The 25081-nt window shown below is 57.6% G+C and carries 28 protein-coding genes; 20 read left to right on the top strand and 8 right to left on the bottom strand.

Features of this window, described 5'->3' with window-relative positions; genetic code table 11:
* Position 1: 1 nt before the first annotated feature.
* The 6 genes from MK208_RS10465 to MK208_RS10440 all read right to left on the bottom strand — a co-directional run bounded on the left by MK208_RS10465 (position 2) and on the right by MK208_RS10440 (position 6940).
* Positions 2–2962, bottom strand: coding sequence for a 2-oxoglutarate dehydrogenase E1 component (locus tag MK208_RS10465; protein ID WP_294116438.1), 2961 nt, complete (start codon positions 2960–2962; stop codon positions 2–4).
* Entirely contained in the window at positions 2959–3540 is a 582-nt protein-coding gene (locus tag MK208_RS10460; protein ID WP_294116437.1) for a DUF805 domain-containing protein, read from the bottom strand. The genes MK208_RS10465 and MK208_RS10460 overlap by 4 nt, the downstream gene beginning before the upstream one ends.
* A 249-nt stretch (positions 3541–3789) precedes the next feature.
* A complete protein-coding gene (gene sucD, locus MK208_RS10455) occupies positions 3790–4671 on the bottom strand; it encodes a succinate--CoA ligase subunit alpha (RefSeq protein ID WP_294116436.1) in 882 nt (293 codons plus the stop codon).
* Between the two features lie 79 nt (positions 4672–4750).
* Positions 4751–5248 carry a hypothetical protein gene (locus MK208_RS10450; protein ID WP_294116435.1) on the bottom strand — a complete coding sequence of 166 codons (498 nt, stop codon included), beginning with the start codon at positions 5246–5248 and terminating at the stop codon, positions 4751–4753.
* Positions 5249–5251: 3 nt separating this feature from the next.
* Positions 5252–6445, bottom strand: coding sequence for an ADP-forming succinate--CoA ligase subunit beta (gene sucC / locus MK208_RS10445; protein WP_294116434.1), 1194 nt, complete (start codon positions 6443–6445; stop codon positions 5252–5254).
* 300 nt (positions 6446–6745) lie between these two features.
* Positions 6746–6940 (bottom strand): hypothetical protein, encoded by a 195-nt coding sequence (locus MK208_RS10440; RefSeq protein WP_294116432.1) that lies wholly within the window; start codon positions 6938–6940, stop codon positions 6746–6748.
* 199 nt (positions 6941–7139) lie between these two features.
* Here MK208_RS10440 and MK208_RS10435 point away from each other — a divergent pair, with 199 nt between their 5' ends.
* Positions 7140–8138: a glycosyltransferase family 2 protein gene (locus MK208_RS10435; RefSeq protein ID WP_294116431.1), complete on the top strand. Its 999-nt coding sequence runs from the start codon at positions 7140–7142 to the stop codon at positions 8136–8138.
* A gap of 52 nt (positions 8139–8190) precedes the next feature.
* On the opposite strand, the gene mdh is transcribed toward MK208_RS10435, so the two are convergent.
* The gene (gene mdh, locus MK208_RS10430; protein WP_294116429.1) at positions 8191–9153 is read right to left on the bottom strand and encodes a malate dehydrogenase; all 963 of its coding nucleotides are present in this window, start codon (positions 9151–9153) and stop codon (positions 8191–8193) included.
* A gap of 223 nt (positions 9154–9376) precedes the next feature.
* Here mdh and MK208_RS10425 point away from each other — a divergent pair, with 223 nt between their 5' ends.
* Entirely contained in the window at positions 9377–9580 is a 204-nt protein-coding gene (locus tag MK208_RS10425; protein WP_294116428.1) for a hypothetical protein, read from the top strand.
* A 75-nt stretch (positions 9581–9655) separates the two neighbouring features.
* The gene (locus MK208_RS10420) at positions 9656–10396 is read left to right on the top strand and encodes a sulfite exporter TauE/SafE family protein (RefSeq protein WP_294116426.1); all 741 of its coding nucleotides are present in this window, start codon (positions 9656–9658) and stop codon (positions 10394–10396) included.
* Between the two features lie 12 nt (positions 10397–10408).
* Here the strand turns inward: MK208_RS10420 and MK208_RS10415 are convergent, their stop codons facing one another.
* Entirely contained in the window at positions 10409–10726 is a 318-nt protein-coding gene (locus MK208_RS10415) for a hypothetical protein (protein WP_294116425.1), read from the bottom strand.
* Positions 10727–11036: 310 nt separating this feature from the next.
* Here MK208_RS10415 and MK208_RS10410 point away from each other — a divergent pair, with 310 nt between their 5' ends.
* From MK208_RS10410 to MK208_RS10330, 17 genes are all read left to right on the top strand, one after another.
* Positions 11037–11891 (top strand): CoA ester lyase, encoded by an 855-nt coding sequence (locus MK208_RS10410; protein WP_294116423.1) that lies wholly within the window; start codon positions 11037–11039, stop codon positions 11889–11891.
* 66 nt (positions 11892–11957) lie between these two features.
* On the top strand, positions 11958–12506 hold the full coding sequence (locus tag MK208_RS10405) for an NnrU family protein (protein WP_294116422.1): 549 nt from the start codon (positions 11958–11960) through the stop codon (positions 12504–12506).
* Positions 12507–12510: 4 nt separating this feature from the next.
* A complete protein-coding gene (locus tag MK208_RS10400) occupies positions 12511–12714 on the top strand; it encodes a DUF1737 domain-containing protein (RefSeq protein WP_294116420.1) in 204 nt (67 codons plus the stop codon).
* Positions 12714–13745, top strand: coding sequence for a MaoC family dehydratase (locus tag MK208_RS10395; protein ID WP_294116418.1), 1032 nt, complete (start codon positions 12714–12716; stop codon positions 13743–13745). Before MK208_RS10400 ends, MK208_RS10395 begins: the two co-directional genes overlap by 1 nt.
* A gap of 8 nt (positions 13746–13753) precedes the next feature.
* Positions 13754–14506 carry a DUF4344 domain-containing metallopeptidase gene (locus MK208_RS10390; protein ID WP_294116416.1) on the top strand — a complete coding sequence of 251 codons (753 nt, stop codon included), beginning with the start codon at positions 13754–13756 and terminating at the stop codon, positions 14504–14506.
* A gap of 100 nt (positions 14507–14606) precedes the next feature.
* A complete protein-coding gene (locus MK208_RS10385) occupies positions 14607–15224 on the top strand; it encodes a DUF1194 domain-containing protein (protein WP_294116415.1) in 618 nt (205 codons plus the stop codon).
* 258 nt (positions 15225–15482) lie between these two features.
* Positions 15483–15866 (top strand): succinate dehydrogenase, cytochrome b556 subunit, encoded by a 384-nt coding sequence (gene sdhC, locus MK208_RS10380; protein ID WP_294116414.1) that lies wholly within the window; start codon positions 15483–15485, stop codon positions 15864–15866.
* Between the two features lie 11 nt (positions 15867–15877).
* Entirely contained in the window at positions 15878–16249 is a 372-nt protein-coding gene (locus tag MK208_RS10375; protein ID WP_294116413.1) for a succinate dehydrogenase, hydrophobic membrane anchor protein, read from the top strand.
* Between the two features lie 23 nt (positions 16250–16272).
* Positions 16273–18087, top strand: coding sequence for a succinate dehydrogenase flavoprotein subunit (gene sdhA / locus MK208_RS10370; RefSeq protein ID WP_294116412.1), 1815 nt, complete (start codon positions 16273–16275; stop codon positions 18085–18087).
* Complete coding sequence (locus MK208_RS10365; RefSeq protein ID WP_294116407.1) at positions 18087–18641, top strand: hypothetical protein; 555 nt, start codon at positions 18087–18089, stop codon at positions 18639–18641. The genes sdhA and MK208_RS10365 overlap by 1 nt, the downstream gene beginning before the upstream one ends.
* Before the next feature lie 46 nt (positions 18642–18687).
* A complete protein-coding gene (locus MK208_RS10360) occupies positions 18688–19506 on the top strand; it encodes a hypothetical protein (RefSeq protein ID WP_294116406.1) in 819 nt (272 codons plus the stop codon).
* Between the two features lie 53 nt (positions 19507–19559).
* Complete coding sequence (locus MK208_RS10355; RefSeq protein ID WP_294116405.1) at positions 19560–20339, top strand: succinate dehydrogenase iron-sulfur subunit; 780 nt, start codon at positions 19560–19562, stop codon at positions 20337–20339.
* Between the two features lie 188 nt (positions 20340–20527).
* Positions 20528–20680, top strand: a complete 153-nt coding sequence (locus MK208_RS10350) for a hypothetical protein (RefSeq protein ID WP_294116404.1) — start codon at positions 20528–20530, stop codon at positions 20678–20680.
* 137 nt (positions 20681–20817) lie between these two features.
* Entirely contained in the window at positions 20818–22458 is a 1641-nt protein-coding gene (locus MK208_RS10345) for an FAD-binding dehydrogenase (protein WP_294116402.1), read from the top strand.
* A gap of 58 nt (positions 22459–22516) precedes the next feature.
* Positions 22517–22951: a DUF4399 domain-containing protein gene (locus MK208_RS10340; protein ID WP_294116401.1), complete on the top strand. Its 435-nt coding sequence runs from the start codon at positions 22517–22519 to the stop codon at positions 22949–22951.
* Positions 22952–23000: 49 nt separating this feature from the next.
* Positions 23001–23861, top strand: coding sequence for a DUF1989 domain-containing protein (locus MK208_RS10335; RefSeq protein ID WP_294116400.1), 861 nt, complete (start codon positions 23001–23003; stop codon positions 23859–23861).
* 147 nt (positions 23862–24008) lie between these two features.
* A complete protein-coding gene (locus MK208_RS10330) occupies positions 24009–25079 on the top strand; it encodes an agmatine deiminase family protein (RefSeq protein WP_294116399.1) in 1071 nt (356 codons plus the stop codon).
* Positions 25080–25081: the final 2 nt, after the last annotated feature.

The raw sequence follows: 25081 nt of genomic DNA, 5'->3' as shown, positions 1-25081 counted from the left end.
ATCAATTTCCTTCCATGGAGAGCGCGGCATCCACCAGCGCTGCTTGTTGGGCTTTGTGTTGGCTTGCCAGTCCGGTGGCAGGGGAGGCGGAGGCCGGGCGGCCTGCGTATGCCGGACGGGTGTGTTTGGCTTTGATGCGGGTCAGGGCCCATTCGATGTTGGGCTCGATGAAGGACCACGCGCCCTGGTTCTTGGGCTCTTCCTGACACCAGACCATTTCGGCATCTTTGAAGCGCTCAAGCTCCTTGATCAGCGAGTGGGCCGGGAACGGATAGTATTGCTCAATCCGCATCAGGTAGATGTCGTCGATGCCGCGGGCGTCACGCTCTTCCAGCAGGTCGTAGTAGACTTTGCCGGAACACATCACGACGCGTTTGACGTCCTTGTCCTTCTTCAGATTGGTGTCGGAGTTGCCTTTTTCAGCATCATCCCACAGCACGCGGTGGAAGGAGGAGCCATCGGTGAAGTCTTCCGCTTCGGAAATGGCCAGCTTGTGGCGCAGCAGAGACTTTGGCGTCATCAGGATCAGCGGCTTGCGGAACGTGCGGTGCAGCTGACGGCGCAGGATGTGGAAGTAGTTGGCTGGCGTGGTACAGTTGGCCACAATCCAGTTGTCGCCACCACACATCTGCAGGAAGCGCTCCAGGCGGGCCGAGGAGTGCTCTGGGCCTTGGCCTTCAAAACCGTGTGGCAGCAGAACGGTCAAACCGGACATGCGCAGCCATTTGCTTTCGCCGGAGCTGATGAACTGGTCGAACATGATCTGCGCGCCGTTGGCGAAGTCGCCAAACTGAGCTTCCCAGAGGGTCAGCGCGTTTGGTTCTGCCAGCGAGTAGCCGTATTCAAACCCCAGCACCGCGTATTCAGACAGGGCGGAGTCGATGACTTCGTACTGGCTCTGACCGGCGCGGATGTTGTTGAGCGGGTAGTAGCGCTCTTCCGTGTCCTGGTTGATGATACCGGAGTGACGCTGGGAGAAGGTGCCACGGGTGGCGTCCTGACCTGCGAGGCGGACCGGGTAGCCTTCGGTCAGCAGAGAGCCAAAGGCCATGGCTTCGGCGGTGGCCCAGTCAAAGCCTTTGCCGGAGGAGAACATCTTGCCACGGGTGTCCAGAAGTCGGCCCACGGTTTTGTGCAGTGGGAAGCCATCTGGCACGGTGGACAGGGACTTGCCGATTTCCGCCATGGTTTCTGGCTTGATCGAGGTCTGGCCGCGCTCATAGTCTTCGCCGCGTTTGTCCAGGTGGGACCAACGGCCGTCGAGCCAGTCTGCCTTGTTTGGCTTGTACTCTTTGCCAGTCTCAAACTCTTCGTTCAGGTGAGCCTGGAACGAGGCTTTCATGTCCTCGATTTCGCCCTCTGGGATGAGGCCGTCTTTCACCAGGCGTTCGGTGTAGAGCGTGAGCGTGGTTTTATGCTTCTTGATGCGCTTGTACATCACCGGGTTGGTGAACATGGGCTCGTCGCCCTCGTTGTGCCCAAAGCGGCGGTAGCAGAACATGTCGATGACGACATCTTTCTGGAATTTCTGACGGAACTCGGTGGCCACTTTTGCCGCGTGTACAACCGCCTCTGGGTCGTCGCCATTCACGTGGAAGATTGGCGCTTCCACAACCAGCGCGTTGTCGGTTGGATATGGCGAGGAGCGGGAGAAGTGCGGGGCGGTGGTGAAGCCGATCTGGTTGTTCACCACGATGTGCATGGTGCCGCCGGTTTTGTGACCCTTCAGGCCGGAAAGCGCAAAACACTCAGCTACAACACCCTGACCCGCAAAGGCGGCATCGCCGTGCAGCAGGATTGGCATCACTGCGGTGCGCTCGTCATCGTTGAGCTGGTCCTGCTTGGCGCGGACTTTGCCCAAAACAACCGGGTTTACTGCCTCAAGGTGGGAGGGGTTTGCGGTCAAAGACAGGTGCACTTGGTTGCCGTCAAACTCGCGATCCGAGGAGGCGCCGAGGTGGTATTTCACGTCGCCGGAGCCGTCGACATCCTCAGGTTTGAAGCTGCCGCCTTGGAATTCGTTGAAAATCGCGCGGTAGGGCTTGGCCATCACGTTGGCCAGAACCGACAGGCGGCCACGGTGGGGCATGCCGATCACGATCTCTTTCAGGCCCAAGTTGCCGCCGCGTTTGATCACCTGCTCCATGGCCGGGATCAGACTTTCGCCACCGTCCAGACCAAAGCGCTTGGTGCCCATGTATTTCACGTGCAGGAACTTCTCAAAGCCTTCGGCTTCGACCAGTTTGTTCAGGATCGCTTTGCGGCCCTCGCGGGTGAAGCGGATTTCTTTGTCGTACCCTTCGATGCGCTCTTTCAGCCAGCTCGCTTCGTCAGGGTTGGAAATGTGCATGTATTGCAGCGCGAAGGTGCCACAGTAGGTGCGCTTCACGATGTCCATGATCTGGCGCATCGTGGCGATGTCCAAACCGAGTACTTTGTCGATGAAGATTGGGCGATCCATGTCGGCGTCGGTGAAGCCGTAGGATTTTGGATCAAGCTCCGGATGTGGGGTCTGGTCGCGCATGCCCAGCGGGTCGATGTGGGCGATCAGGTGGCCGCGAATACGGTAGGCGCGGATCAGCATCAGGGCGCGGATGGAATCCAGAACCGCGCGTTTGATGGCTTCGTCAGAGACCTCAACGCCTTTCTCGGCGGCTTTCTCTTTGATCTTTTTGCCAGCGGCCTTGGCCTCCGCCGGTTCCGCCCATTCGCCGGTCAGGCTTTGGGTCCAGTCGTCGTTGGGCTGTGGCGGCCAATCCGCGCGCGCCCAGGAAGGGCCCGCGGCCTCTGCCTTTACGTCCAGCTCCGCATCGCCGAGCTGACGGAAGAACTCCTGCCAGACTTCGTCAACCGCATTGGGGTCGGCGGCGTAGCGGGCGTACATCTGTTCGAGGTATTCCGCATTGTGCCCCTGCATAAAGGAGGAGGCGTGGAAGATGTCGTTTGGCGACTGTTCGGTCATGATGGCACCTCATGTGGGTTGGGACCGTATTTGTTGGGACCGGGTTGGGACGGGCGTGCAAGGAGCACAATTGTCAGGATTAAGGTAGCGGCGGAGAAGAGCCACAGAGTTATGAATAGCGCACCACTGGAAGGCGCCCGCACCTCCGTAGGAAACTCAAGCCCCTCAGGCACAGAGGAGAGGTCTAGGGGGACTGTTTCGCTCGTAACGTAAAACAACCCAAAACAGATCGCTGCTGCGGCAAACGGGGCAAGGACAATCCAGTTAGGTCTTCCCAAGTCTTGAATGCGCCTCCAGCAAACCGCCAGCAGTGGTAAAGCAACAACGATTTGAAGAACCGTGCCAAACCAACCGCTATCGTAACTGGTATGATGCACGATTCCTTCTCTTTGAACGCCGTTTTCTATTGTGATGGTAAACTGTTCCGTCACGGTGGGGCCAAAAACGACCGAATTAAATATGGTGAGCGCGATTGAAGTCAAAAAGAGGAGCCACACAAAGCTCCATAGTTCATACCGGTCCGACCGACCCTTGAAATCAAGGCCACGCAAAAAAACAACTTTAGCGTTTTCAAACATTAGCAACTCCCTTTAGTCGCCATAACTCGGTTGAGTTAACAGCGCGTTCAAGAAATCGCGTGGCTGATACGTGGAGAAGAGCGGAGGCTTCGTTGCTTTTTGAGCTTGAAATAGCCCAGCACTGTCGGGCAGCCCCCGACCGCCATACCTTGCCGAAGGCAAACCTTCGGTTTGACGGGCGGGGGCTTTCGCCCCGCCCGCGGTCAGGCGCTGCCCTATGGGCATATGTCGGGGGCCAACCAAGCATGCTTAACCGATCGCTTTGAGCACAGCTTCGCCGAGGCCGGCTGGGCTGTCTGCGACGACGATGCCAGCTTCCTGCATCGCGGCGATCTTGTCTTCGGCACCACCTTTGCCACCGGCAACAATCGCACCGGCGTGGCCCATGCGGCGGCCGGGAGGCGCTGTGCGGCCTGCGATGAAGCCAGCGGTTGGCTTCCAGCGGCCTTTTTTGCGCTCGTTGGCGAGGAATTCAGCGGCTTCTTCTTCCGCAGAGCCGCCGATCTCACCGATCATGATGATGGACTGGGTCTCATCATCCGACAGGAACATGTCCAGCACGTCGATGTGCTCGGTGCCTTTGATTGGGTCGCCGCCGATGCCCACAGCGGTGGACTGGCCCAGACCGATGTCTGCGGTCTGTTTCACCGCTTCGTAGGTCAGGGTGCCGGAGCGGGACACAACGCCCACGGAGCCACGCTTGTGGATGTGGCCTGGCATGATGCCGATTTTGCAGGCGTCAGGGGTGATCACACCTGGGCAGTTAGGACCGATCAGGCGGGACGCGGAACCTTCCAGCGCGCGCTGTACCTTCATCATGTCCAGCACAGGAATGCCTTCGGTGATGCAGATGATCAGTTCCATTTCCGCATCGATGGCCTCAAGGATCGAGTCCGCTGCGAAGGGCGGAGGTACATAGATCACGGAAGCGTTGGCTTCGGTCTTGGCTTTGGCGTCGTGTACCGAGTCAAAGACCGGCAGGCCGAGGTGTTCCATGCCACCTTTGCCCGGGGTCACGCCGCCTACCATTTTGGTGCCATATGCGATGGCTTGTTCAGAGTGGAAGGTGCCCTGAGAGCCGGTGAAGCCCTGACAGATAACCTTGGTGTTTTCATCTACGAGGATAGCCATTTATTGTGGTTCCTTCTTTCATTTCTGTAATCGCCGCAAAGGGCGGTAAGTCTGGTGCGTGTGTCTTGCGGAGTAGAGCCTATGATGTGCTCGCAATGGGGCATTTACGCCTTATGTGAGCTGTTTGATCTGGGGAAACGGCGGCGCGGAAAAAGTTAGGTTCCGGGCCGCGATAGTTTTCAATCGTGCGCGTCACCACAATAGCATTTCCGTCCTTGCAACTTACGGCTTGCTCGGGGCGAAAGTCACGATCCGCGCGGTGCGGTGTGCCGTCATATCTTGCTCGCATTTCACATTTTCGATTTTTTTCGACCGAAAATCGAACATCAAATCCGGGCAGAAAAAAATCGCCATTACCATCGGACTTGTAGCCGATCGACTTTAGCGTGCTTTCGCTGTCCTTATATGACGGATATTGTCCGCAAACTTTGATGAAGGGGGTCACCAAACTTGAAAGGCGAGCCTTTTTAAGTTTGGTTTCCGCTTCCACCGATTGCCCAAAAATCGATAGCGCGGCCGCAACGATCACACTGATCGAGCGTGTAGCCGACAGAGATGTTGTTTTGACCGCGCTCATACTTTAGCCCTTAACCGCTTTCACGATCTTCTCGGCGCCGTCGGACAGGTTGTCGGCTGCGATTACATCAAGACCAGAGGTGTTGATGATCTCTTTGCCGGCTTCCACGTTGGTGCCTTCGAGGCGCACAACCAGTGGAACCTGCAGGCCAACTTCTTTAACCGCGGCCACAACGCCCTCTGCGATCACGTCGCAGCGCATGATGCCGCCGAAGATGTTCACGAGGATGCCTTTGACGTTTGGATCAGAGGTGATGATCTTGAACGCTTCGGTCACTTTCTCTTTGGTGGCGCCGCCGCCCACGTCGAGGAAGTTGGCAGGCTCTGCACCGTAGAGTTTGATGATGTCCATGGTAGCCATCGCGAGCCCCGCGCCGTTCACCATGCAGCCGATTTCACCGTCCAGAGCGATGTAGTTCAGGTCGTATTTGGACGCCTCAAGCTCTTTTGGGTCTTCTTCGGTCTCATCGCGCAGTTCGGCGATGTCCGCGTGGCGGTAGATGGCGTTGCCGTCAAAGCCCACTTTGGCGTCGAGCACTTTCAGTGCGCCGCCTGGCATGACGATCAGCGGGTTGATCTCCAGCTGCTCCATGTCTTTTTCCATGAAGGCTTTGTAGAGAATGCCCATCAGCTTCACGCATTCTTTAACCTGTGCGCCTTTAAGGCCCAGGGAGAAGGCAACGCGGCGGCCGTGGTATGGCTGGTAGCCGGTGGCCGGATCGACGGAGAAGGACAGGATTTTCTCAGGAGTGGCTTCGGCCACTTCTTCGATGTCCATGCCGCCTTCGGTGGAGCACACGAAGGACACGCGGGAGGTCTGACGGTCGACCAGCAGAGCCAGATACAGCTCACGCTCGATATCGGAGCCGTCTTCGATGTAGATGCGGTTGACCTGTTTGCCCGCTGGGCCGGTCTGGTGGGTCACAAGGGTGCGACCCAGCATCTTTTTGGCTTCTTCGGCGGCTTCTTCGACCGATTTGGCGAGGCGGACACCGCCTTTTTCACCAGCGTCGGCTTCTTTGAAAGAACCTTTGCCGCGCCCACCTGCGTGGATCTGCGCCTTCACAACCCATAGTGGGCCGTCAAGTTCGCCGGCGGCGGTTTTTGCGTCTTCTGCTTTCAGAACGGCGCGGCCTTCGGACACCGGAGCGCCGTAGGAGCGAAGCAGGGCTTTCGCCTGATATTCGTGGATGTTCATGGAACTGTCCCATCTTGCTGCGATTGAAGCGGTTCTGGCACAGTCCGGTCGAGCCGATAAGCAAATTCGACAGGAATGGTGGATTTTTTCTTATTTGTGATCACAGTGAGAAAATGTGTGATCACAAATGAGCCTTCCTCGGCGGAAAGTCGCACAAGTTAAATAAATTGCCTGTGAAATAAGGGGATGCGCCGACGACTCGGATTGCAGTGCAGCGTTACCGCAAACGGATTGGCGATATGCGGCCAGCGATTTTATCGGCTCTGCGATTGTATTGACCCGTCTTAACGGGCCGAAACATCACTCTACAACGGGTGCGTTGAAATACTGGTTCAGGCCAGGCGTAGCAAAGGTGTTGTTGGGGCCTGGGGTGATCGGCGATTGGGCTTGCGGTCCCGCGCGCACGCTGCGATCCGAGGTGGTTTGCGGGTTGCCGCAGGCGGCGAGGGCTGCAAGCGAGAGTAAGGTAACGGGCAGAGCTAGGCGATGAAACATTTGGGACCTCAAACAGATTGGTCAAAAGACTGGGGCGCCGGAGCGCCTACAAGCAGAAAGTGTAGGCAGTTTGGTGGCCAGCGCAACCAAAAGGATGAATTCGACAGCCGCGGGCGCATTGTTGTTTTACACGGCATGCTTTCTCCCCCATGCTGGGAGCATATTTGGCGCCGGTCTCGCATCGGCTTGGAGAAGACATTTGCGTTGGGATATTGTGACAACGGCGTTTGAGCCGACGGCGGTGACGTTGGGGTTCCTGGCGCATCATGTGGATTTGGGCGTGAACCGCATTTGGTTGCATCTGGACGCACCCAACAAAGAGCTGGAAGATATTGTCTCCGGACATGAGAAGATCAAGGTTGTGCGTTGTGACGGTGCGTATTGGAAGGACAGCGTCAAGGGTAAACGCCCCTGGGATTTTCGTGTGCGTCAATCGGTCAATGCAGATTCTGCGATGTCCCAAAGTGATGCTGATTGGATCGCACATATTGATGCGGACGAATACGTCACAAACGCAGCGGCGCTGTTTGCGTTTCTGGCACAACAGCCGGATCAAATCCTAAGTATTGTTGCATTTAACAGTGAACGGGTACACGTGCGTGGCCAACCTCAGCCACATGTCTTTTCGGGAGGCTTTCGGGTGCCATTTCCGCGGATCGTGCATCGAGCGCAGCCTCTCATATACGGCAGATACGCGCGCTACTTGCAAAAAGGGGTTGCGGGGTATTGGCACGGCAAAGCCTTCACGCGGGTGTCCTCCGGGCTGCCTTTGGCATTGCACCGCGCCGAATTGCCTGAGGATGTTGTTGAGGAAGACGTTCAGGGCCGTTTTCCAGGGCGTGCGATCTTGCATTTTGACGGAATGACCAAGGCGCATTGGCTTGATAAACTGCGCAAAAAAGTGCCGAATGGAAAAGTGCTTCAGCCACACAACCAAGCGCGGATCAATCAGGCGCAGGATGTGTGGGACCATCGCGACGACAGCGACTATCTGGATGACCTGTACCGTCACGTCAAAGAGATCAGCGGTTTTCAGGCGTTGGTCCTGCGTCTGTTGGGACGCATGACCTCGTCGGGCGTCGATGTGCCCGCCAAGATCAAGAAGGTGTTCCCGGAAGCACATGTAGATCTGTCCCCGGCGGCGGTTGACGCTGCGCTCAAGGATATTCAAGACGGGCGGGTGCCCACCAGTTTCTAAAACAAAAAAGGCGCCGCAATGGGCGCCTTTTTCAAATCTGTCGTGCTTTGGCTTAGGCCAGGGAGCCGTCGATGCCTTTGCAGGCGTCCACGAGGCCTTTTACAGCGTTCACGGAGGTGTCGAACATTTCCTGCTCTTCTTTGTTGAGCTTGATGTTCACAACCTTCTCAACACCACCGGCGCCGATCACGGTTGGCACGCCAACATACATGTCTTTCACACCGAGGTCGCCGTCACAGTAGGCGGCACATGGCAGAACGCGCTTTTGGTCTTTCAGGTACGCTTCGGCCATTTCGATGGCGGAGGCCGCTGGTGCGTAGAAGGCGGAGCCGGTTTTCAGCAGGCCAACGATTTCGGCGCCGCCGTCACGGGTGCGCTGAACCATGGCGTCCAGTTTTTCCTGCGTGGTCCAGCCCATCTCGATCAGGTCTGGCAGAGGGATGCCGGCTACGGTGGAGTAGCGCACGGAAGGCACCATGGTGTCGCCGTGGCCGCCCAGAACAAAGGCGGTTACGTCGCGCATGGACACGTTGAACTCTTCGGCCAGGAAGTGGCGGAAGCGTGCGGAGTCCAGAACGCCCGCCATGCCGCAGACTTTGTGGGTTGGCAGGCCGGAGAATTTCTGCAGCGCCCAAACCATTGCGTCCAGCGGGTTGGTGATGCAGATCACAAATGCGTCTGGCGCGTTGTCGCGGATGCCTTCGCCGACGGACTTCATCACTTTCAGGTTGATGCCCAGCAGGTCATCACGGCTCATGCCTGGCTTGCGTGCCACACCTGCGGTCACGATGCAGACGTCTGCGCCGGCGATCGCGGAGTAGTCGGAGGAGCCGGACATCGCGGCGTCGATTTTCTCGACCGGGCCGGATTCTGCGATGTCGAGCGCCTTGCCCTGTGGCAGGCCGTCAGCGATGTCAAAAAGTACAACGTCACCAAGTTCTTTGATTGCAGCGAGGTGGGCGAGCGTGCCGCCGATGTTACCTGCGCCGATGAGGGCGATCTTTGGTCGTGCCATGGGATCTATCTCCGGTCCGGTTGATTATCGGGGGGTGGCTTAAGTCGAATTTCGCGTTGACGCAAGTGTTTGAAGCCGGAGGCAGCCCAGCTGCCGCACCTGTGATCACGGCACAGAGGGGCAAATTCTCGCGCAATTTGTATGGTTTGGCACGCTTGATTTGGCGCGACGGCTGTGAGTAGATGTGCGGGACAATTCACAGGCTTCTTTGAGGACCAAAAATATGAAAACGACTCTGAAAACCCTGATGGCGCTGACTTTGGTGGCCATGACCGTCTCTGCATGTGGCGGCGGCAACGCGACCACAAACGTGCAGGCTGTGAGCGTTGGCGACCAGTTGGCATCGCTGGAAAAAGCCTATGCGGACGGTCTGGTGACAGAGAAGGAATACAAGGATCAGCGTAAGAAGATTCTTGACGGCAAGTAAGCGCTCTTACGCTGCTTTGCAGCATGAGTTGCCTCGATTTGCAGCAGGCGCATCCTTGGGTGCGCCTGTTTTTGTATGACTGATTCTCTCACATTCTGGATATTGGCACCGGTTGCGGTGCTGTTTGCGGGTGTCTCCAAAGCCGGATTTGGCTCTGGCGCGGCCTTTGCCAGTGCGGCTGTCCTGGCGTTGATTCTGCCGCCGGTGCAGGCGTTGGGGTTGATGCTGCCGCTGTTGATGCTGGTCGATTTGGTGACGCTGAAGCCCTATTGGGGCAAGTGGCGCTGGCCGGAGGCAAGGGTGCTGATTCTGGGTGGATTGCCGGGAGTTGCGGGCGGCGTTGCGCTGTTTCGGGTCGCCAATGATGATGTGTTGCGCCTGTTGATTGGCGCTGTTTCGCTTGGTTTTGTGATCTGGCAACTCTGGCCGCGGGGGCAAGCGCGAAAAAAGATGCCAGTGCGGGCCGGATTGCTCGCGGGGGCTGTGGCCGGGTTCACCAGCTTTGTCAGCCATGCGGGTGGACCGCCGGCGGCGGTTTACTTACTGTCTCGGGGGATGGGCAAAACTGCCTATCAGGCCACCACCGTATTGGTGTTCTGGGCCATCAATATCGCTAAGTTTGTGCCCTATGCGTTTCTCGGGGTGTTTACCGCCGAGACCCTGCGCGCGGGTGCGCTTTTGGCACCATTCGCGCTGCTTGGGGCATGGGGTGGTGTGAAGCTGCATCACGCCGTTTCAGAGCGGGTCTTTTTCGCGTTGACCTATACGCTCTTGTCGATCACCGGCGTGAAGCTGATTTTTGACGCGCTTTTCTAAAGGCGTATGACATCAGGCGTCGTCACCTTTGGCTGGCAGAGCTTCGGCAAGCTTTTCATAGGCTTGGCCGGTTGCCATCAGACAGGTGGAGCCATTTGGCATGGTGACGGTGATGGTCCAGCTGCCGGAATCTTCCGAAGCAAAAATCTCCACCATGGCGCCCTGCGTGCCAAGACCAAGCGCCTGACGGGATTCCCCGTACTTCTGGGCCAGACGTTCCACAACAAGGTCGCGGGTGGCGCAGTGTTGCAGGTTCTGTGCCTGGGCGATTGAGGTGGCGCAGATCGAAAGGCCAAGACCGGCCGTCAGGGTCAAAAAAGTGCGTTTCATCTGGTTTCCTCTCATAAAGAAGGCATGTGCGCGCCTTTTGCACGCCATGGATTTCAAAGCTCTCGCCTCTTCTTATGATCGCGGTCCTTTTGAACCGTCTTTGCGTTCCTCCCACAGGAAGCGATGGGATGAGTGTGCGCAGGTCGGGGCTTAAAAATGGTTAACGTAACGATTTTATTGTTTCCAAAAGCGCGACATTTGGCGCATCTGCTTGAGAAGGCGCGAGACTTTTCTGCGATGCGGCAAAAATATTCTTGAAGTTTTCTGAGAAAAATGCACCTCTCTGCGCAACATAATTGCGGAGAGAGTCATGGATCAGCGCGCGCGCCCCTATCGTTCGGTTCTTTACATTCCCGGGTCCAAGGACCGCGCTTTGGAAAAAGCACGCGGGTTGCCGGTGGATGCCATCATCTTTGATCTGGAAGATGCTGTGGCACCGGATGAGAAGGAAAACGCCCGTGCCACATTGGCCGATGCGCTGACTCAGGGCGGGTATGGCAGCCGGATGCGGATTGTGCGGATCAATGGTCTGGACACCCAATGGGGCGAAGCGGACGCCAAGGCTGCGGCGTCTATGGATTGCGATGCGGTGCTGTTGCCTAAGGTGGAAAGTGCGGCGCAAGTTGACGCGTTGGCCGCATTGATCGGCGACAAGCCGATTTGGGCGATGATGGAAACACCGCGCGGCATGTTGAGTGCGGCGGAGATTGCGGCGCACCCTCAGCTCACCGGCTTTGTGATGGGCACCAATGACCTTGCCAAAGAACTGCAAACCCGTTTCCGCCCGGATCGTTTGCCGATGATGGCAGGGCTTGGTCTGTGCCTTCTGGCCGCAAAGGCCGAAGGCATTGTGATCGTCGATGGCGTCTACAACGCGTTCAAAGATGCGGATGGGCTGAAGGTGGAATGTGATCAGGGCCGAGACATGGGCTTTGACGGCAAAACACTGATCCATCCGGCGCAGGTAGATGTGGCCAATGCGGCCTTTGCGCCAAGCGAGGCCGAGATCGATCTGGCGAAGCGACAGATTGCGGCGTTTGAGGAGTGTGAAGCCAGCGGGCAGGGCGTGGCCGTGGTGGATGGCAAGATTGTCGAAAACCTGCACGTTGTCACCGCGCGTGAAATTTTGGCGAAGGCAGATGCAATCGCCGCGCTGGAAGGCTAACTCTAATCCCATAGCAAGAGTGACGCACGAGGCAGTTCGTGCGTCTTAATCCAGCGAGGGAGCAAGATGACATTATTGGTTTTGGGAGTGCTATTGTGGGCCGGAGCCCATTTGTTCAGACGGGCTATGCCGGAGGTGCGCGCAAGTATGGGCGACAAGGGACGCGGGCCTGTGGCCCTCGCGTTGCTGGTCTCGGTGGTGCTGATGATCTTTGGCTTCCGCATGGCGCCGCATATCGACGTTTGGTACCCGGAGAGCTTCCTGCGTCACATCAACAATCTGTTGGTGCTGATCGCGATCTTCCTGATGAGCCCGGCGCCACGCAAAGGCAAGTTGTTCAACAACATGCGCCATCCGCAGCTGACGGGCTTTGGACTGTGGGCGTTTGCGCATCTGTTGGTGAATGGCGATGTGGCCTCGCTGATCCTGTTTGGCGGTCTGTTGCTTTGGGCCGTGCTGGAGATTGTGGTGATCAACCGCGCGGAACCGGACTGGACGCCCACAGAAACCGGCAGCATTGCCAAAGACGGCATGTTCTTTGTGGCCTCCCTTGTGCTAATGGCGGCAATCGGCTGGGTGCACACCTGGCTCGGTTACCCGGTATTTGGAGGCTAACAGCATGAAACTTTATCGTTTTCTATCTGAGGAAGACACATCGGCGTTTTGTCACAAGGTGACGGACGCGCTTAACAAGGGGTGGGAGCTGCATGGCTCTCCAACACAGACCTTCTGTCAGGCCACCGGCGTTATGCGCTGTGGTCAGGCGGTCGTGAAGGAAGTGGACGGCACCTACACCCCGGAGACCAAACTGGGAGAACACTGATGGCCAAGACCAATCCGGGCCGGTTTTTTGAAGACTACACGCTGGGTCAAGTGATCGAGCACGCGGTGCCACGCACCGTGGGGGCAGGGGAGCGGGCGCTGTACCATGCGCTCTATCCCGCGCGTCATGCGCTGTACTCGAGTGACGAGTTTGCGCGGGCCTCTGGCCTGCCGCAGTCGCCGCTTGATGATCTGGCGGCGTTTCACGTGGTCTTTGGCAAAACGGTCCCGGATGTGTCGCTCAATGCAGTGGCAAACCTCGGCTATGCCGAGGGGCGCTGGCTGAAACCGGTGTATGCCGGGGACACGTTGCGCAGCACATCCGAAGTGATTGGTTTGAAACAGAATTCCAACGGCAAAACCGGCGTGGTTTATGTGCGTACACGCGGCATGAACCAGCGTGACGAGGTTGTCATGGAATATGTGCGCTGGGTTATGGTGCGCAAACGCGATGTGGATGCCCCGGCGCCAGAGACGGTGGTGCCGGAGCTCTCCAAAGTGATTGATCCTGCCGATCTGGTGATCCCGGAGGGGCTGGATTTTTCCAACTATGATTTTGCGCAGGCGGGGGAAGCCCATCGCTGGAGCGATTATGAGGTTGGCGAGACCATTGATCACGTTGATGGTGTGACGCTGGAGGAAGCCGAGCACATGATGGCGACGCGGTTGTGGCAGAACACCGCCAAGGTGCATTTTGATGCGACTTTCCGTCCAGATGGGCAGCGCCTGATCTATGGCGGGCATATCATTTCCTTGGCGCGCGCGCTGAGCTTCAACGGTCTGGCCAACGCACAGATGATTGTTGGCCTGAACGGTGGCGCGCATGCTAACCCGGCGTTCTCTGGTCTGACGGTCAAAGCGTGGTCTGAGGTACTGGACAAAGCGGAGACCTCCGCACCGGGTGTAGGTGCGATCCGCTTGCGTCTGGTCGCGACAAAAGGCGGGGAGCCGTTTGCGCTCAAAGGCGAGGACGGGAAATACCAGCCGGATGTGCTGCTTGACCTTGACTATTGGGCGTTGATGCCGATGTGATCAGTCTCATGTTGAGACCTCTTTGCACCGCCGCCGCACTTGCTCTGGCCTGTCCCGCACAGGCCGAGCTTTCCTTTGACACCACGAGCGATGACACCATCGCTTATGTTGAAAGTAACCTGCTTGGGATTTTTTATCATGAGCTGGGGCATGCGCTGATCGACATTTTGGGTTTGCCAATCTTTGGGCAAGAGGAAGATGCGGCGGATGTGTTGTCGATTTTTCTAATCGACGCGTTCTATGAAGAAGAGAGTGCGGTGCAGCTGGCCTATGATGCGGCCTTTGGCTTCCTTGGGGAGGCAGAGGCAAACTCAGAGATTGCTTTCTGGGACGTGCATGGCCCGGATTTGCAGCGCTATTACAACACCGTGTGCCTTTTTTATGGGGCCAATCCCGAAGAGCGCGAAGACGTTGCACAGGATCTTGGGCTGCCGGAAGAGCGCGCCGAATACTGTCCGGAAGAGTACGATCAGGCGGCGCAAAGTTGGGGCGGGGCGTTGGATGAGATTGTGCATGACAAGGGTGGCAAAACCCTGGCGTTGGGCGATTTTGAAGTGGACAGCGATGGCGGTTCGCTGACGGCGGACGTTGTGCGGGCAGAGGTCGCGGCGCTCAATCAAGAGTTCCGCCTGCCTGAGGATTTGCTGATTTCTGTGATCCCCTGTGGCGAGGCCAATGCCTATTACGATCCGCAGCGGGTCGAGATCGTGATGTGTACCGAGTTTGCTGATGCGCTGGTGGAGATGTCGCCGGAGATGTGAGCCACACAAGGACGTGAGAGGATTTTTACGCGACCTGCGCTAAGGTGGCGGTATGATCCTACGGCTTTGCTTTTTACTTTTGCTTTGTGCCCAGGCCCCTATGGCCCGTGCCTGCGATCTGGCGTTGTTGTTGGCGGTGGATGTGTCTGGCAGCGTGGATGCGTCGGAATATGACATTCAAATGGGCGGACTGGCGGCAGGATTGCGCGACGGCATTGTGGTGGAGGCCTTGATCAAGGCGGAAGCGGCGGTGGCGGTGATGCAATGGACCGGGGCGGACCGTCAGGTGATGTCGGTGCCCTGGATGCGGGTGCGCAATGGGGCAGAGGCGGCGGCCTTGGCGGCGGCGGTGGACGCCGCGCCTCGGGGATGGCGGCGATACTCCACAGCAATTGGAGATGCGCTGACGCGGGCGGCACAGGAGTTTGAGGTGGGGCCGACGTGTCGTCGTATGGTTCTGGATGTGTCCGGAGATGGGCCGTCCAATGAAGGCTCAGCGCCGGATGAGGGGCGTAAGCGGCTTGGGATTATGGGGGCGACGGTCAATGGGTTGGTCATCGAAACGGATGAAGAGGACCTCACTGGATACTATTGGGAAAATGTGATCACAGGGCCTGGGGCGTTTGTGGTGACGGCCAATGGCTTTGAAGAATACCCCAAACGAATTCGGCAAAAGCTGGTGCGGGAGGTGGCGCAGCAGTTGTCTGCCTTAGAATGAAGCTCAGTTTTGGTGTTGCAATTGTGAGCGCAAACATGGCCAAGCGGCCTGTTGTTCACAGATTCCACAAAACTGCCTTAGAATTTCCCGACAAAAAGAGTTAAGTTCATCTATGTGATCACATTTAAAAATGCGTGATCACAAAAGCAAAAAAATCCATGGTATTGCGCCAAAAAACCACGGTATTTAGGGTATCGTAACCGTGACAAGATGCAAAAAAGCGGTAAAACGAACTCAGCTAACCGGAAAGGAGCCAATATGGCCGATGTCAATCGGGGCAACCGCCCGCTTTCGCCTCATTTGAGTATTTACCGTCCACAGATGACCTCCGGGTCGTCCATCATGGTTCGCATTAGTGGTCTCGGCGTGCTGGGTGTCGCTCTGTTTGTTGTGTGGTGGCTTTTGGCTGCTGCAAGCTCAGAGAGTGCCTTCGCGTTGATCGATGGCTTGGTGCGCAGCTGGCTTGGTGGGCTGGTGCTGACCGCGGCAACCTGGGGCCTGTGGTATCACACGCTGGGGCGCTTGCGTCACGTGGTTTGGGATCTGGGCTATTGCTTTGACGTGAAAACGTCCGAACGCATGGGCCTGGGCATGTTTGTCGGCGCAACTGTGCTGACCATCATCACCGTGCTTGTGGTGTAAGGAGAGACAGAATGCGATATCTGACTGACCGCAAACGTGCGATGGGCCTGGGTTCTGGTCGCTCTGGAACAGAGGGGCATTGGCAGATGCTGGTGCGCTCTGTGATCATGGGCGTTCTGGCACCGTTATTCATCTTCACCGTCGGGTTTGGCATTGGCGGGTCCTATGAAGAGGTGATCGCCTACTTCAGCCGTCCGTTCCCCGCGATTGTAACTGGCCTTGGTCTGGTTATTGGCCTGGTGCAGCTTATGGCCGAAGCACAGGAAGCGATTGAAGACTATGTGCATGGCACGGCTGGCAAACTGTTGCTGGTGGCAAATAAGGCGTTTTGCTTTGCGTTGATCGCAGCAAGCCTGTTTGCGCTTGTGAAGCTCGCCCTGTGACCCCTGCGTGAGGATCTAAGAAGATGACTGCAGCATATGAATATGAAACCCACGAATATGATGTCGTGGTGGTGGGCGCTGGCGGCGCCGGTCTGCGCGCGACGTTGGGTATGGCAGAACAAGGCCTGCGCACCGCGTGTGTGACCAAAGTTTTCCCGACCCGCTCGCATACGGTTGCGGCGCAGGGTGGTATCGCGGCGTCCCTGTCCAACATGGGGCCGGACAACTGGCAGTGGCACATGTATGACACTGTGAAGGGCTCTGACTGGCTGGGCGATACAGATGCGATGGAATACCTCGCACGTGAAGCGCCAAAGGCGGTTTACGAACTGGACCACTATGGTGTGCCGTTCTCCCGGACTGAGGAAGGCAAGATTTACCAGCGTCCGTTTGGTGGTCACACCACCGAGTTTGGTGAAGGGCCTGCGGTACAGCGGACCTGTGCGGCAGCGGACCGGACCGGCCACGCGATCCTGCACACGCTCTATGGTCAGTCGGTCAAGAACAACGCCGAATTCTACATTGAATACTTCGCGATTGACCTGCTGATGTCTGACGATGGGCAGTGTCAGGGGGTGGTGTGCTGGAAGCTGGATGACGGCACCATGCACGTGTTCCACGCCAAGATGGTTGTGCTGGCAACCGGTGGCTACGGTCGCGCCTACTTCTCCGCAACATCTGCGCATACATGTACAGGTGACGGTGGCGGCATGGTAATGCGTGCTGGCCTGCCGATGCAGGACCTTGAATTTGTGCAATTCCACCCGACCGGCATCTACGGCTCTGGCTGTCTGATCACCGAGGGCGCACGTGGTGAAGGTGGATACCTGACCAACTCGGAAGGCGAGCGCTTCATGGAACGCTATGCGCCGCAGTATAAGGACCTCGCGCCGCGTGACTACGTGTCTCGCTCTATGACCATGGAAATCCGAGAGGGCCGTGGTGTGGGCGACGAAGGCGATCACATTCACCTGAACCTGAGCCATTTGCCCGCTGATGCTCTGGCGGAGCGTCTGCCAGGCATCTCCGAAAGTGCGAAAATTTTTGCCGGCGTTGATGTGACCAAAGAGCCGATCCCGGTTCTGCCAACGGTGCACTACAACATGGGTGGCATCCCAACCAACTATTGGGGTGAGGTGCTGGATCCAACAACTGACGATCCAACAAAAATTGTACCAGGCCTTATGGCGGCGGGTGAAGCGGGCTGTGCATCGGTACACGGTGCCAACCGTTTGGGCTCGAACTCTCTGATTGACCTTGTGGTGTTCGGCCGTGCAGCCGCGATCCGCGCTGGGCAGGTTGTGGATCGGGATGCGCCGGTGCCAACACCGCCGCAGCATCAGATCGACAAGGCGTTTGAGCGCTTTGACAGCCTGCGGTACGCCAAGGGCGCAATCCCGACGGCCGATCTGCGTTTGGAAATGCAGAAAACCATGCAGCGCGACGCGGCTGTTTTCCGGACCGCCAAGACGATGAAAGAAGGCGTTGAGGCAATGACGGAAATCGCGGGCAAGATGGGCGATCTACACGTGACGGATACGTCGCTTGTGTGGAACTCAGACCTGATGGAAACGCTGGAGCTGACCAACCTGATGCCGTCGGCGATTTCAACTATCGTTTCGGCAGAAGCCCGCCATGAAAGCCGCGGCGCGCATGCGCATGAGGACTATCCCGATCGGGATGACGAGAACTGGCGGGTGCACACTGTGAGCCGTGTTGATGAAACCGGTACCAAAGTGGACCTGAGCTACCGCCCAGTGATCGTTGATCCTCTGACAAACGAAGATGAGGGCGGTATCAGCCTGAAGAAAATTGCACCAAAGGCACGGACGTTCTGATGAAAGCGCTGGGTTTTGGAATTTGCATGGCTGTGGCCGGTTTGGCGACACAGGTTTCGGCAGAGACCTCTGTTGTTGTTGATCAGGTGCAGTCGTGTATGCCCAAAACCCATGCGCCTGGCAGCTATCTGGTGGCGGTGCACAAAGAGGTGCCAACCGTTATGGCCGCCACAGGTGGTACCGAGGCAGGCGTTGTGAAAATCAACGATTGTCTGGCGGACACTTATGATGTGCAGTTCAGCGCGGCGCTGTCCACGAGCAATGAGGCGCGCAAAGAGTTGGTGGCGCAATGCCGTCGCAAAGGCAACGCGCATTTGATCGTGGGCACGATTGTCACGGCTGCGACATTTGCCGCTGTGGGCACCGCCAACGAATTCTGGCTGCTGTTTGGTGCCGGTGTTGGTGGGGCGTCTATTGGCCGGGGGATCAAGTACAAGATGTCCTGTGACCAGCTGGCAGATCCGAATTTCCGGAGCGGCAAGCAGATTGATGTCGCGACCGGCTGTCCCAAACATGCGGACGTGATGCACGGTGGGAGCCGCTATTGCCGGTAAGCTGTATGGCATATGATCTGCACGCTGTGCTGCGGGAGGACCTGTGATGTCCTCGCGTCGCGTGATTGTGCATATTGGGGCCCAGAAGACAGGGTCCACCTCGCTGCACCGCTTTCTGGCGCGCAACCGGGACGCTTTGGCGGAACGGTTGGATATTCGTGTTCCGTCCAAAGGCTCTCTGACGCGGGAGTTGGGGCGGACCTGCACGCTGTACAGTATGCGGCCTGCGAAACATGAGGCGGACCTTGTCGCGCTGATAAGGCAGGTGCGTGATGAGCTGGACGGTGACGATCGGGTCTGTGTCATCAGCCACGAGAACATCTGTGGTGCGATGATGGGGCGTTCGGACGTGCGGGAGGTGTTCCCGAGTTTGTCCAACATCCTGCGCTTGTTTGAACAGTATCTGGCGCCGTTTGTACCGGACTACGTGCTCTACACCCGGGAGATGCAGGGCTGGAAGCGCAGCGTGCACAATCAGGCAGTGAAGTCCGATGGCTATGCGGGCACGCTGGAGAATTTCCTGGCCGAAACCGCAGACAGCCGGGGCTGGGGCGCTGTTCAGGCCGAGATGGAAGGTCTGGTGGGGGCGGACCGCGTGCGTGTGTTTGCGCTGGAAGACGAGACCACGCCTGAACGGCCGGGGCGGCAGCTGTTGCGCTTTGCCGGATTGACCGATGCCGAGATCGATACGCTAGAGCCGCTGGCCGGGCGGTCCAACCAGAGCCTCAACCCCGGGGCCTTAGAGTTTATGCGCCAACTCAACGAGTTGGCGCTCGCGCAGCCCGCCCGCAAGCAGGTGGCCGAGCTGATTAAGAACAATCAAACGCTTTTTGCCGATGGTCCGATGCCATCACAGAAAGCCTGAACAGGAACGAAGGTATGCGCATCGCGCGCGCCCACGTATAGGAAGGAAAGACCATGGTCGAATTTGCCCTCCCCAAGAACAGCCGGATTGTGACTGGCAAGACCTGGCCCAAGCCAGAAGGTGCGACCAACGTGCGTAAGTTCCGCATTTACCGCTGGAACCCGGATGACGGTAAGAATCCGCAGATCGACACATATTTCCTCGACATGGACAAATGTGGCCCGATGGTGCTGGACGCGCTGATCAAGATTAAAAACGAAATTGATCCAACGCTGACCTTCCGCCGCTCTTGCCGTGAGGGCATCTGTGGCTCCTGTGCGATGAACGTGGACGGGATCAACACGCTGGCCTGTATCTACGGTCTGGATGAGATCAAGGGCGACGTGAAAATCTACCCGCTGCCACACATGTCGGTTGTGAAAGACCTGATCCCGGATCTGACCCACTTTTACGCGCAGCACGCGTCGATCATGCCGTGGCTGGAAACCAAGACCAACCGTCCAGCAAAAGAATGGCGCCAGTCCATCGAGGATCGTAAAAAGCTGGATGGCCTGTATGAGTGTGTGATGTGCGCGTCTTGCTCCACCTCCTGCCCAAGCTACTGGTGGAACGGCGACAAATACCTCGGCCCAGCGGCGTTGCTGCACGCCTATCGCTGGATCATCGACAGCCGTGATGAAGCCACGGGCGAGCGCTTGGACGAACTGGAAGATCCGTTCAAGCTGTACCGCTGCCACACCATCATGAACTGTGCCAAGACTTGCCCGAAAGGTCTGAACCCGGCAAAGGCGATTGGCGAGATCAAGAAGATGCTGATCGAACGTCACGTGTAAAGCGCCGTTTCAGAAATATCGAAAGCCCGTCTGTTTCAGGCGGGCTTTTGTTTTGGGCAAAGATGTATCCCACCGCATACATTTGCAATTTTTGCATAGCATCGTTGCAGGATCAGCGGTTTACGGGCGCGTAATCCAACTTAAATTGGCGGGCGAGGGAGGACACCGGATTTACATGGAGTACCCCAATGTCCGCGTCTAAAAACGAGAGCCCTGAAGATTTTGCCGTCCGCGCGCAGGAAGTTCTGGAACAGGCCTATGGCTATTACACCCAGCCACCGCGCATTGCAGAGGTGAAACCGTCTAGCGAGACCTACTATGAGTATGTTAAGGTTGCCTAAGCCACATGTGCTTGAGATGAGGAGCGATCCGAATTTTCGGGGCGCTTTTTGTTTGCTCCAGGGCGCTGACGTTAGGTCTGGCTTGTTGCTGTGGGCCGCCTGCGGCTAGCCTTTCCCGAAACAGGGGAGGATGAGCCATGACCGATGTGATCATCGTGGGCGGCGGCTTGGCAGGGCTTGTGGCGGCCAATGAGGCGGCCAGCCGCGGGCGCAAGGTGCTGCTGCTGGATCAGGAAGGCGAGCAAAGCCTGGGGGGGCAGGCGTTTTGGTCTTTAGGTGGTTTGTTCATGGTGGATACGCCGGAACAGCGGCGTATGGGCATCAAGGACAGCCCGGAATTGGCGCTTGCCGATTGGATGGGCTCGGCGCAGTTTGATCGGGCAGAAGATGCCAATCCGCGTAAGGTGGCGGAGGCTTATCTGGAGTTTGCATCGGGGGAGATGCGTAGCTGGTTGAAAAGCATCGGCATGCGCTGGTTTCCGATTGTGGGCTGGGCCGAGCGGGGCGGCGAGATGGCGCATGGCCATGGCAACTCGGTGCCGCGGTTTCACATCACCTGGGGCACAGGGCCGGGTGTGGTTGCACCGTTTGAGCGGCTGGTCAGAGAGCACATTTCTGGCGGGCGTGTGGAATTGGCATTCCGGCGCAAAGTCACTGATCTGATTGTGGAAAATGGCGTTGTAAAAGGCGTGCGTGGGCAGGTGCTTTCTCAGGATGGTGCGGAGCGTGGGCGCTCGACCTCCCGGGAGGTGGTCGGCGAGTTTGAGCATCGGGCCGAGGCGGTGGTGATCACCTCCGGCGGGATTGGCGGCGACCATGACATGGTGCGGCGATATTGGCCGGAGGAGCGGCTGGGTAAGGCACCAAAGCGCATGGTGGCCGGGGTACCGGATTACGTAGACGGGCAGATGCAGCGGGTGGCCGAAGGGGCTGGCGCAGGTATCATCAATGGCGACCGGATGTGGCATTACACTGAAGGCTTGGCAAACTGGGATCCGATTTGGCCCAACCACGGCATACGCATTTTGCCGGGGCCAAGTTCGATGTGGTTTGATGCCTTGGGCGACCGGATGGAAGCGCCGTATCTGCCGGGCTTTGACAGTTTGGGGACGCTGAAACGGATTTTGGCGACGGGGCATGAGCACAGCTGGTTCATTCTGACCCAGAAAATCATCGAAAAAGAGTTTGCCTTGTCAGGGTCTGAGCAGAACCCGGACCTGACCTCTGGCAAGTGGTCGGAGGTGATTAGGCGTCGCTTGATGAACAAAGGCGCGCCGGGGCCGGTGGAGGCGTTTAAGGAGTATGGTGAGGATTTCGTGGTGGCCAACTCGTTGGAAGAGTTGGTTGCTGGTATGAACAAGATCACGCCGGATGTGCCTGTCACCCTTGAGAAAATCCGTTCTCAGATTGAAGCGCGGGATGCCCAGATTGACAACGCATACTGCAAGGACGCGCAGGTGACCGCCATTCGAGGTGCGCGGAACTATCGGGGAGACCGTCTGATCCGCACCGCCAAGCCGCATCGCATTCTAGACCCGAAGAACGGTCCGTTGATTGCGGTGCGCCTGAACATCCTAACACGCAAATCACTGGGTGGGTTGCACACGGATGTCACCGGACAGGTGTTGCGGCCGGATGGGAGCGCGTTTGAGGGGCTGTTTGCGGCCGGTGAAGTCGCGGGCTTTGGCGGTGGTGGGTATCACGGCTACAACGCCTTGGAAGGGACCTTCTTAGGGGGCTGCATCTTCTCCGGAAGAGCGGCAGGACGGAGCGTCTAGACCACTTTCTGATCTGTGTTATCCTCCCAATATTGTTAAAAAGTTGGGAGGAAACGTTATGAAGAAACTTGTGGCCGCATTGGCGATTATGCTGAGTTCTCAGGTCTTTGCAGGGGAAACGCCGTCGCCGGATGGGGCGAAGGTGTATTTCATCAACCTCAGCGATGGCGATTCTGTGGAGGCACCGTTTGTGGTGAATTTTGGCCTGTCCGGGATGGGGGTTGCGCCTGCCGGTACGGAGAAAGAGAACACCGGGCATCACCATATTTTCATCAACCGCCCGCCGCTTGGTGAAGGTGCAGAGGATGCGGAATTGATGGAGAACGGCGTGCCAACGGACGACAACCATCGGCATTTTGGTGGAGGTCAGACCGAGGTGACGCTGGATTTGCCTGCTGGCACGCACACATTGCAGCTGGTTTTGGGGGATGAATTTCACGTGCCACACAACCCGCCTGTGGTGTCTGAGGTGATCACCATCACCGTGAAATAACACGGCTTTTTGCATTGCAAGACCGTCTGGTCGGGGGCAGGATCGGGGCATGACAGACATGCCTTTGCCCCCCGCCGATGCAGACGACCGCCGCGCGATCAAGCCGGTGATCTGCTATCCAAATGAGACTCTGCCGGAGGCGCCATTGGCGCTTTATAAGGCGGCGCGTGCGACTGCCACAAAGGTGGATGAGGTTCTGATACCGGCGCGGGATGCGCGGTGTTTGGAGGTGCCTGCGGGGCAGTTTTTTCGGATTTCCTCTGTGGAAGGCCCGCAGGTTGGGGACCTGAATCTGTGGAATTCCAAAGACCTGAGTGAGCGGTTTTTCTCCGGCAAAACAAGGGCTTTGCACGGTACGCACATTACCACGGGTGAGCGGATGTGGACCAGCCTGCCGACCTTGCGGCCAATGGCGACCATCGTCGAGGACACGTTGGGCTGGTACGGCATCGATGCCTTTGGCGGGTCGGTGCACGACGTCATTGGCACGCGCTGTGATCCTTACACCGGCAACCTGTTGGCGGGGGATCATTACCACTATTGCTGTCACTCCAATCTGACCCGTGCTTTGGCAGCGCATACGGGCATGTCGCTGCAGGAGGCAGAGCCCTATGTGCATGATGTTCTTAATGTTTTCATGTGCACCGGCTTCACGCGCGACACCGGGCAATACTTCATGAAAGCCAGTCCCGTGCGGCCGGGAGACTATCTGGAGTTCTTTGCCGAGATTGATCTTTTGGGGGCGCTGAGCGCCTGTCCGGGGGGCGATTGTTCCAGTGAGCACAGCTCCGACACGGCGGCGTGTTACCCGATGTTGGTGGAGGTGTTTGCACCGGAAGAGGGCACCTTGAGGGATTGGAAATCGCCCACGATCAATGGCTACGATAGAAGCCACGGACTGGCGCGTTAACCTTCAAAAAACCACGTCGGTATTGTGTCGGTATCACGACTGTATCGCGGAGGTGCGCGTTTTGGGGCGCAGAGCCGCGTTAACGTTTAAGCACGGCGGATGCCGGCTTGGCACGTCGCTGAAACTGAGAAAAGGGACGGTAATTTGATGATGCGTCTAGAAATGATTTTGGCAAGCGGTGCGGTGGGGCTATCGGGGCTTTGGGGAACGTTGGGTTCGGCAGCGTCTGGCGGTTTCTTTGTACCTGCCGAAGAAGAGCCACATCAGAGAACCTTCATGCAATGGCCCGCGAGCCGTCAGGTTCACTCTGATCCGGTGTTTCGAAAAATGGCACAGCAAACCATAGCTGATATTGCCAATTCGATTTCCGAGTTTGAGGAAGTGGTCATGCTGGCTGCTGCGGAAGATCATCGCGAAGCGCGTGCGATGCTGGCTGAAGCGGTTTTACTTTGGGATATTCCGACCGAGGACTTGTGGTGTCGGGATTCTGGGCCGATCTTTGTGACAAACGGCCAGGAGGAGTTAGCCGTTAGCCATATTCAGTTCAATGGTTGGGGGGAGAAGCAGGTCAACCGGCAGGACAGTCAGATAGCCAGAAGGGTTGCAGAAAGACTGGGGCTGCCGTTGTTGCCATCAGGATTGCGGGGCGAGGCCGGGGGCGTTGAGCAAGACGGCCATGGTCTACTGATGGCGCATGAGAGCAGCTGGGTGAATGAAAACCGCAACCCGGGGATGTCGCGTGACCTGGTCGAAGAGAAGCTTCTTCGGGCCTATGGTGCAGAGCAGATGATTTGGTCAGAAGGGGTTTGGAACGAAGACATCACAGACTACCACATCGACAGTTTGGCGCGTTTTACCGGACCTGGTCGCGTCTTGATAAACTTACCGGATGACGCGGATCCGCACGACCCCTTCCATTTGGCAGGGATCAAGACCCATGACCGTCTTGTGGCGGCAGGGATGGAAGTTGAGGTGATCCCTGAGCCATATGAACGTCGGGTACAGAGTTATGATTTTGTCGCATCTTATGCGAATTACTACGTTTGCAACGGTGCTGTCATTGCCGCGGAGTTCGGTGATCGGGAGACAGACGAGATCGCGCGGGCGGCGCTGGCGCGCCACTATCCGGGGCGCGACATTGTGATGCTGAATGTCGACCTGTTGGGAGAAATGGGCGGCGGCATTCATTGTGCGACACAGCAGATGCCCGCGGTGTAAAG

It is taken from the genome of Shimia sp., assembly GCF_022448905.1.
Classification (GTDB): Bacteria; Pseudomonadota; Alphaproteobacteria; order Rhodobacterales; family Rhodobacteraceae; genus Shimia.
This window is presented reverse-complemented; position numbering and strand designations above follow the sequence as displayed.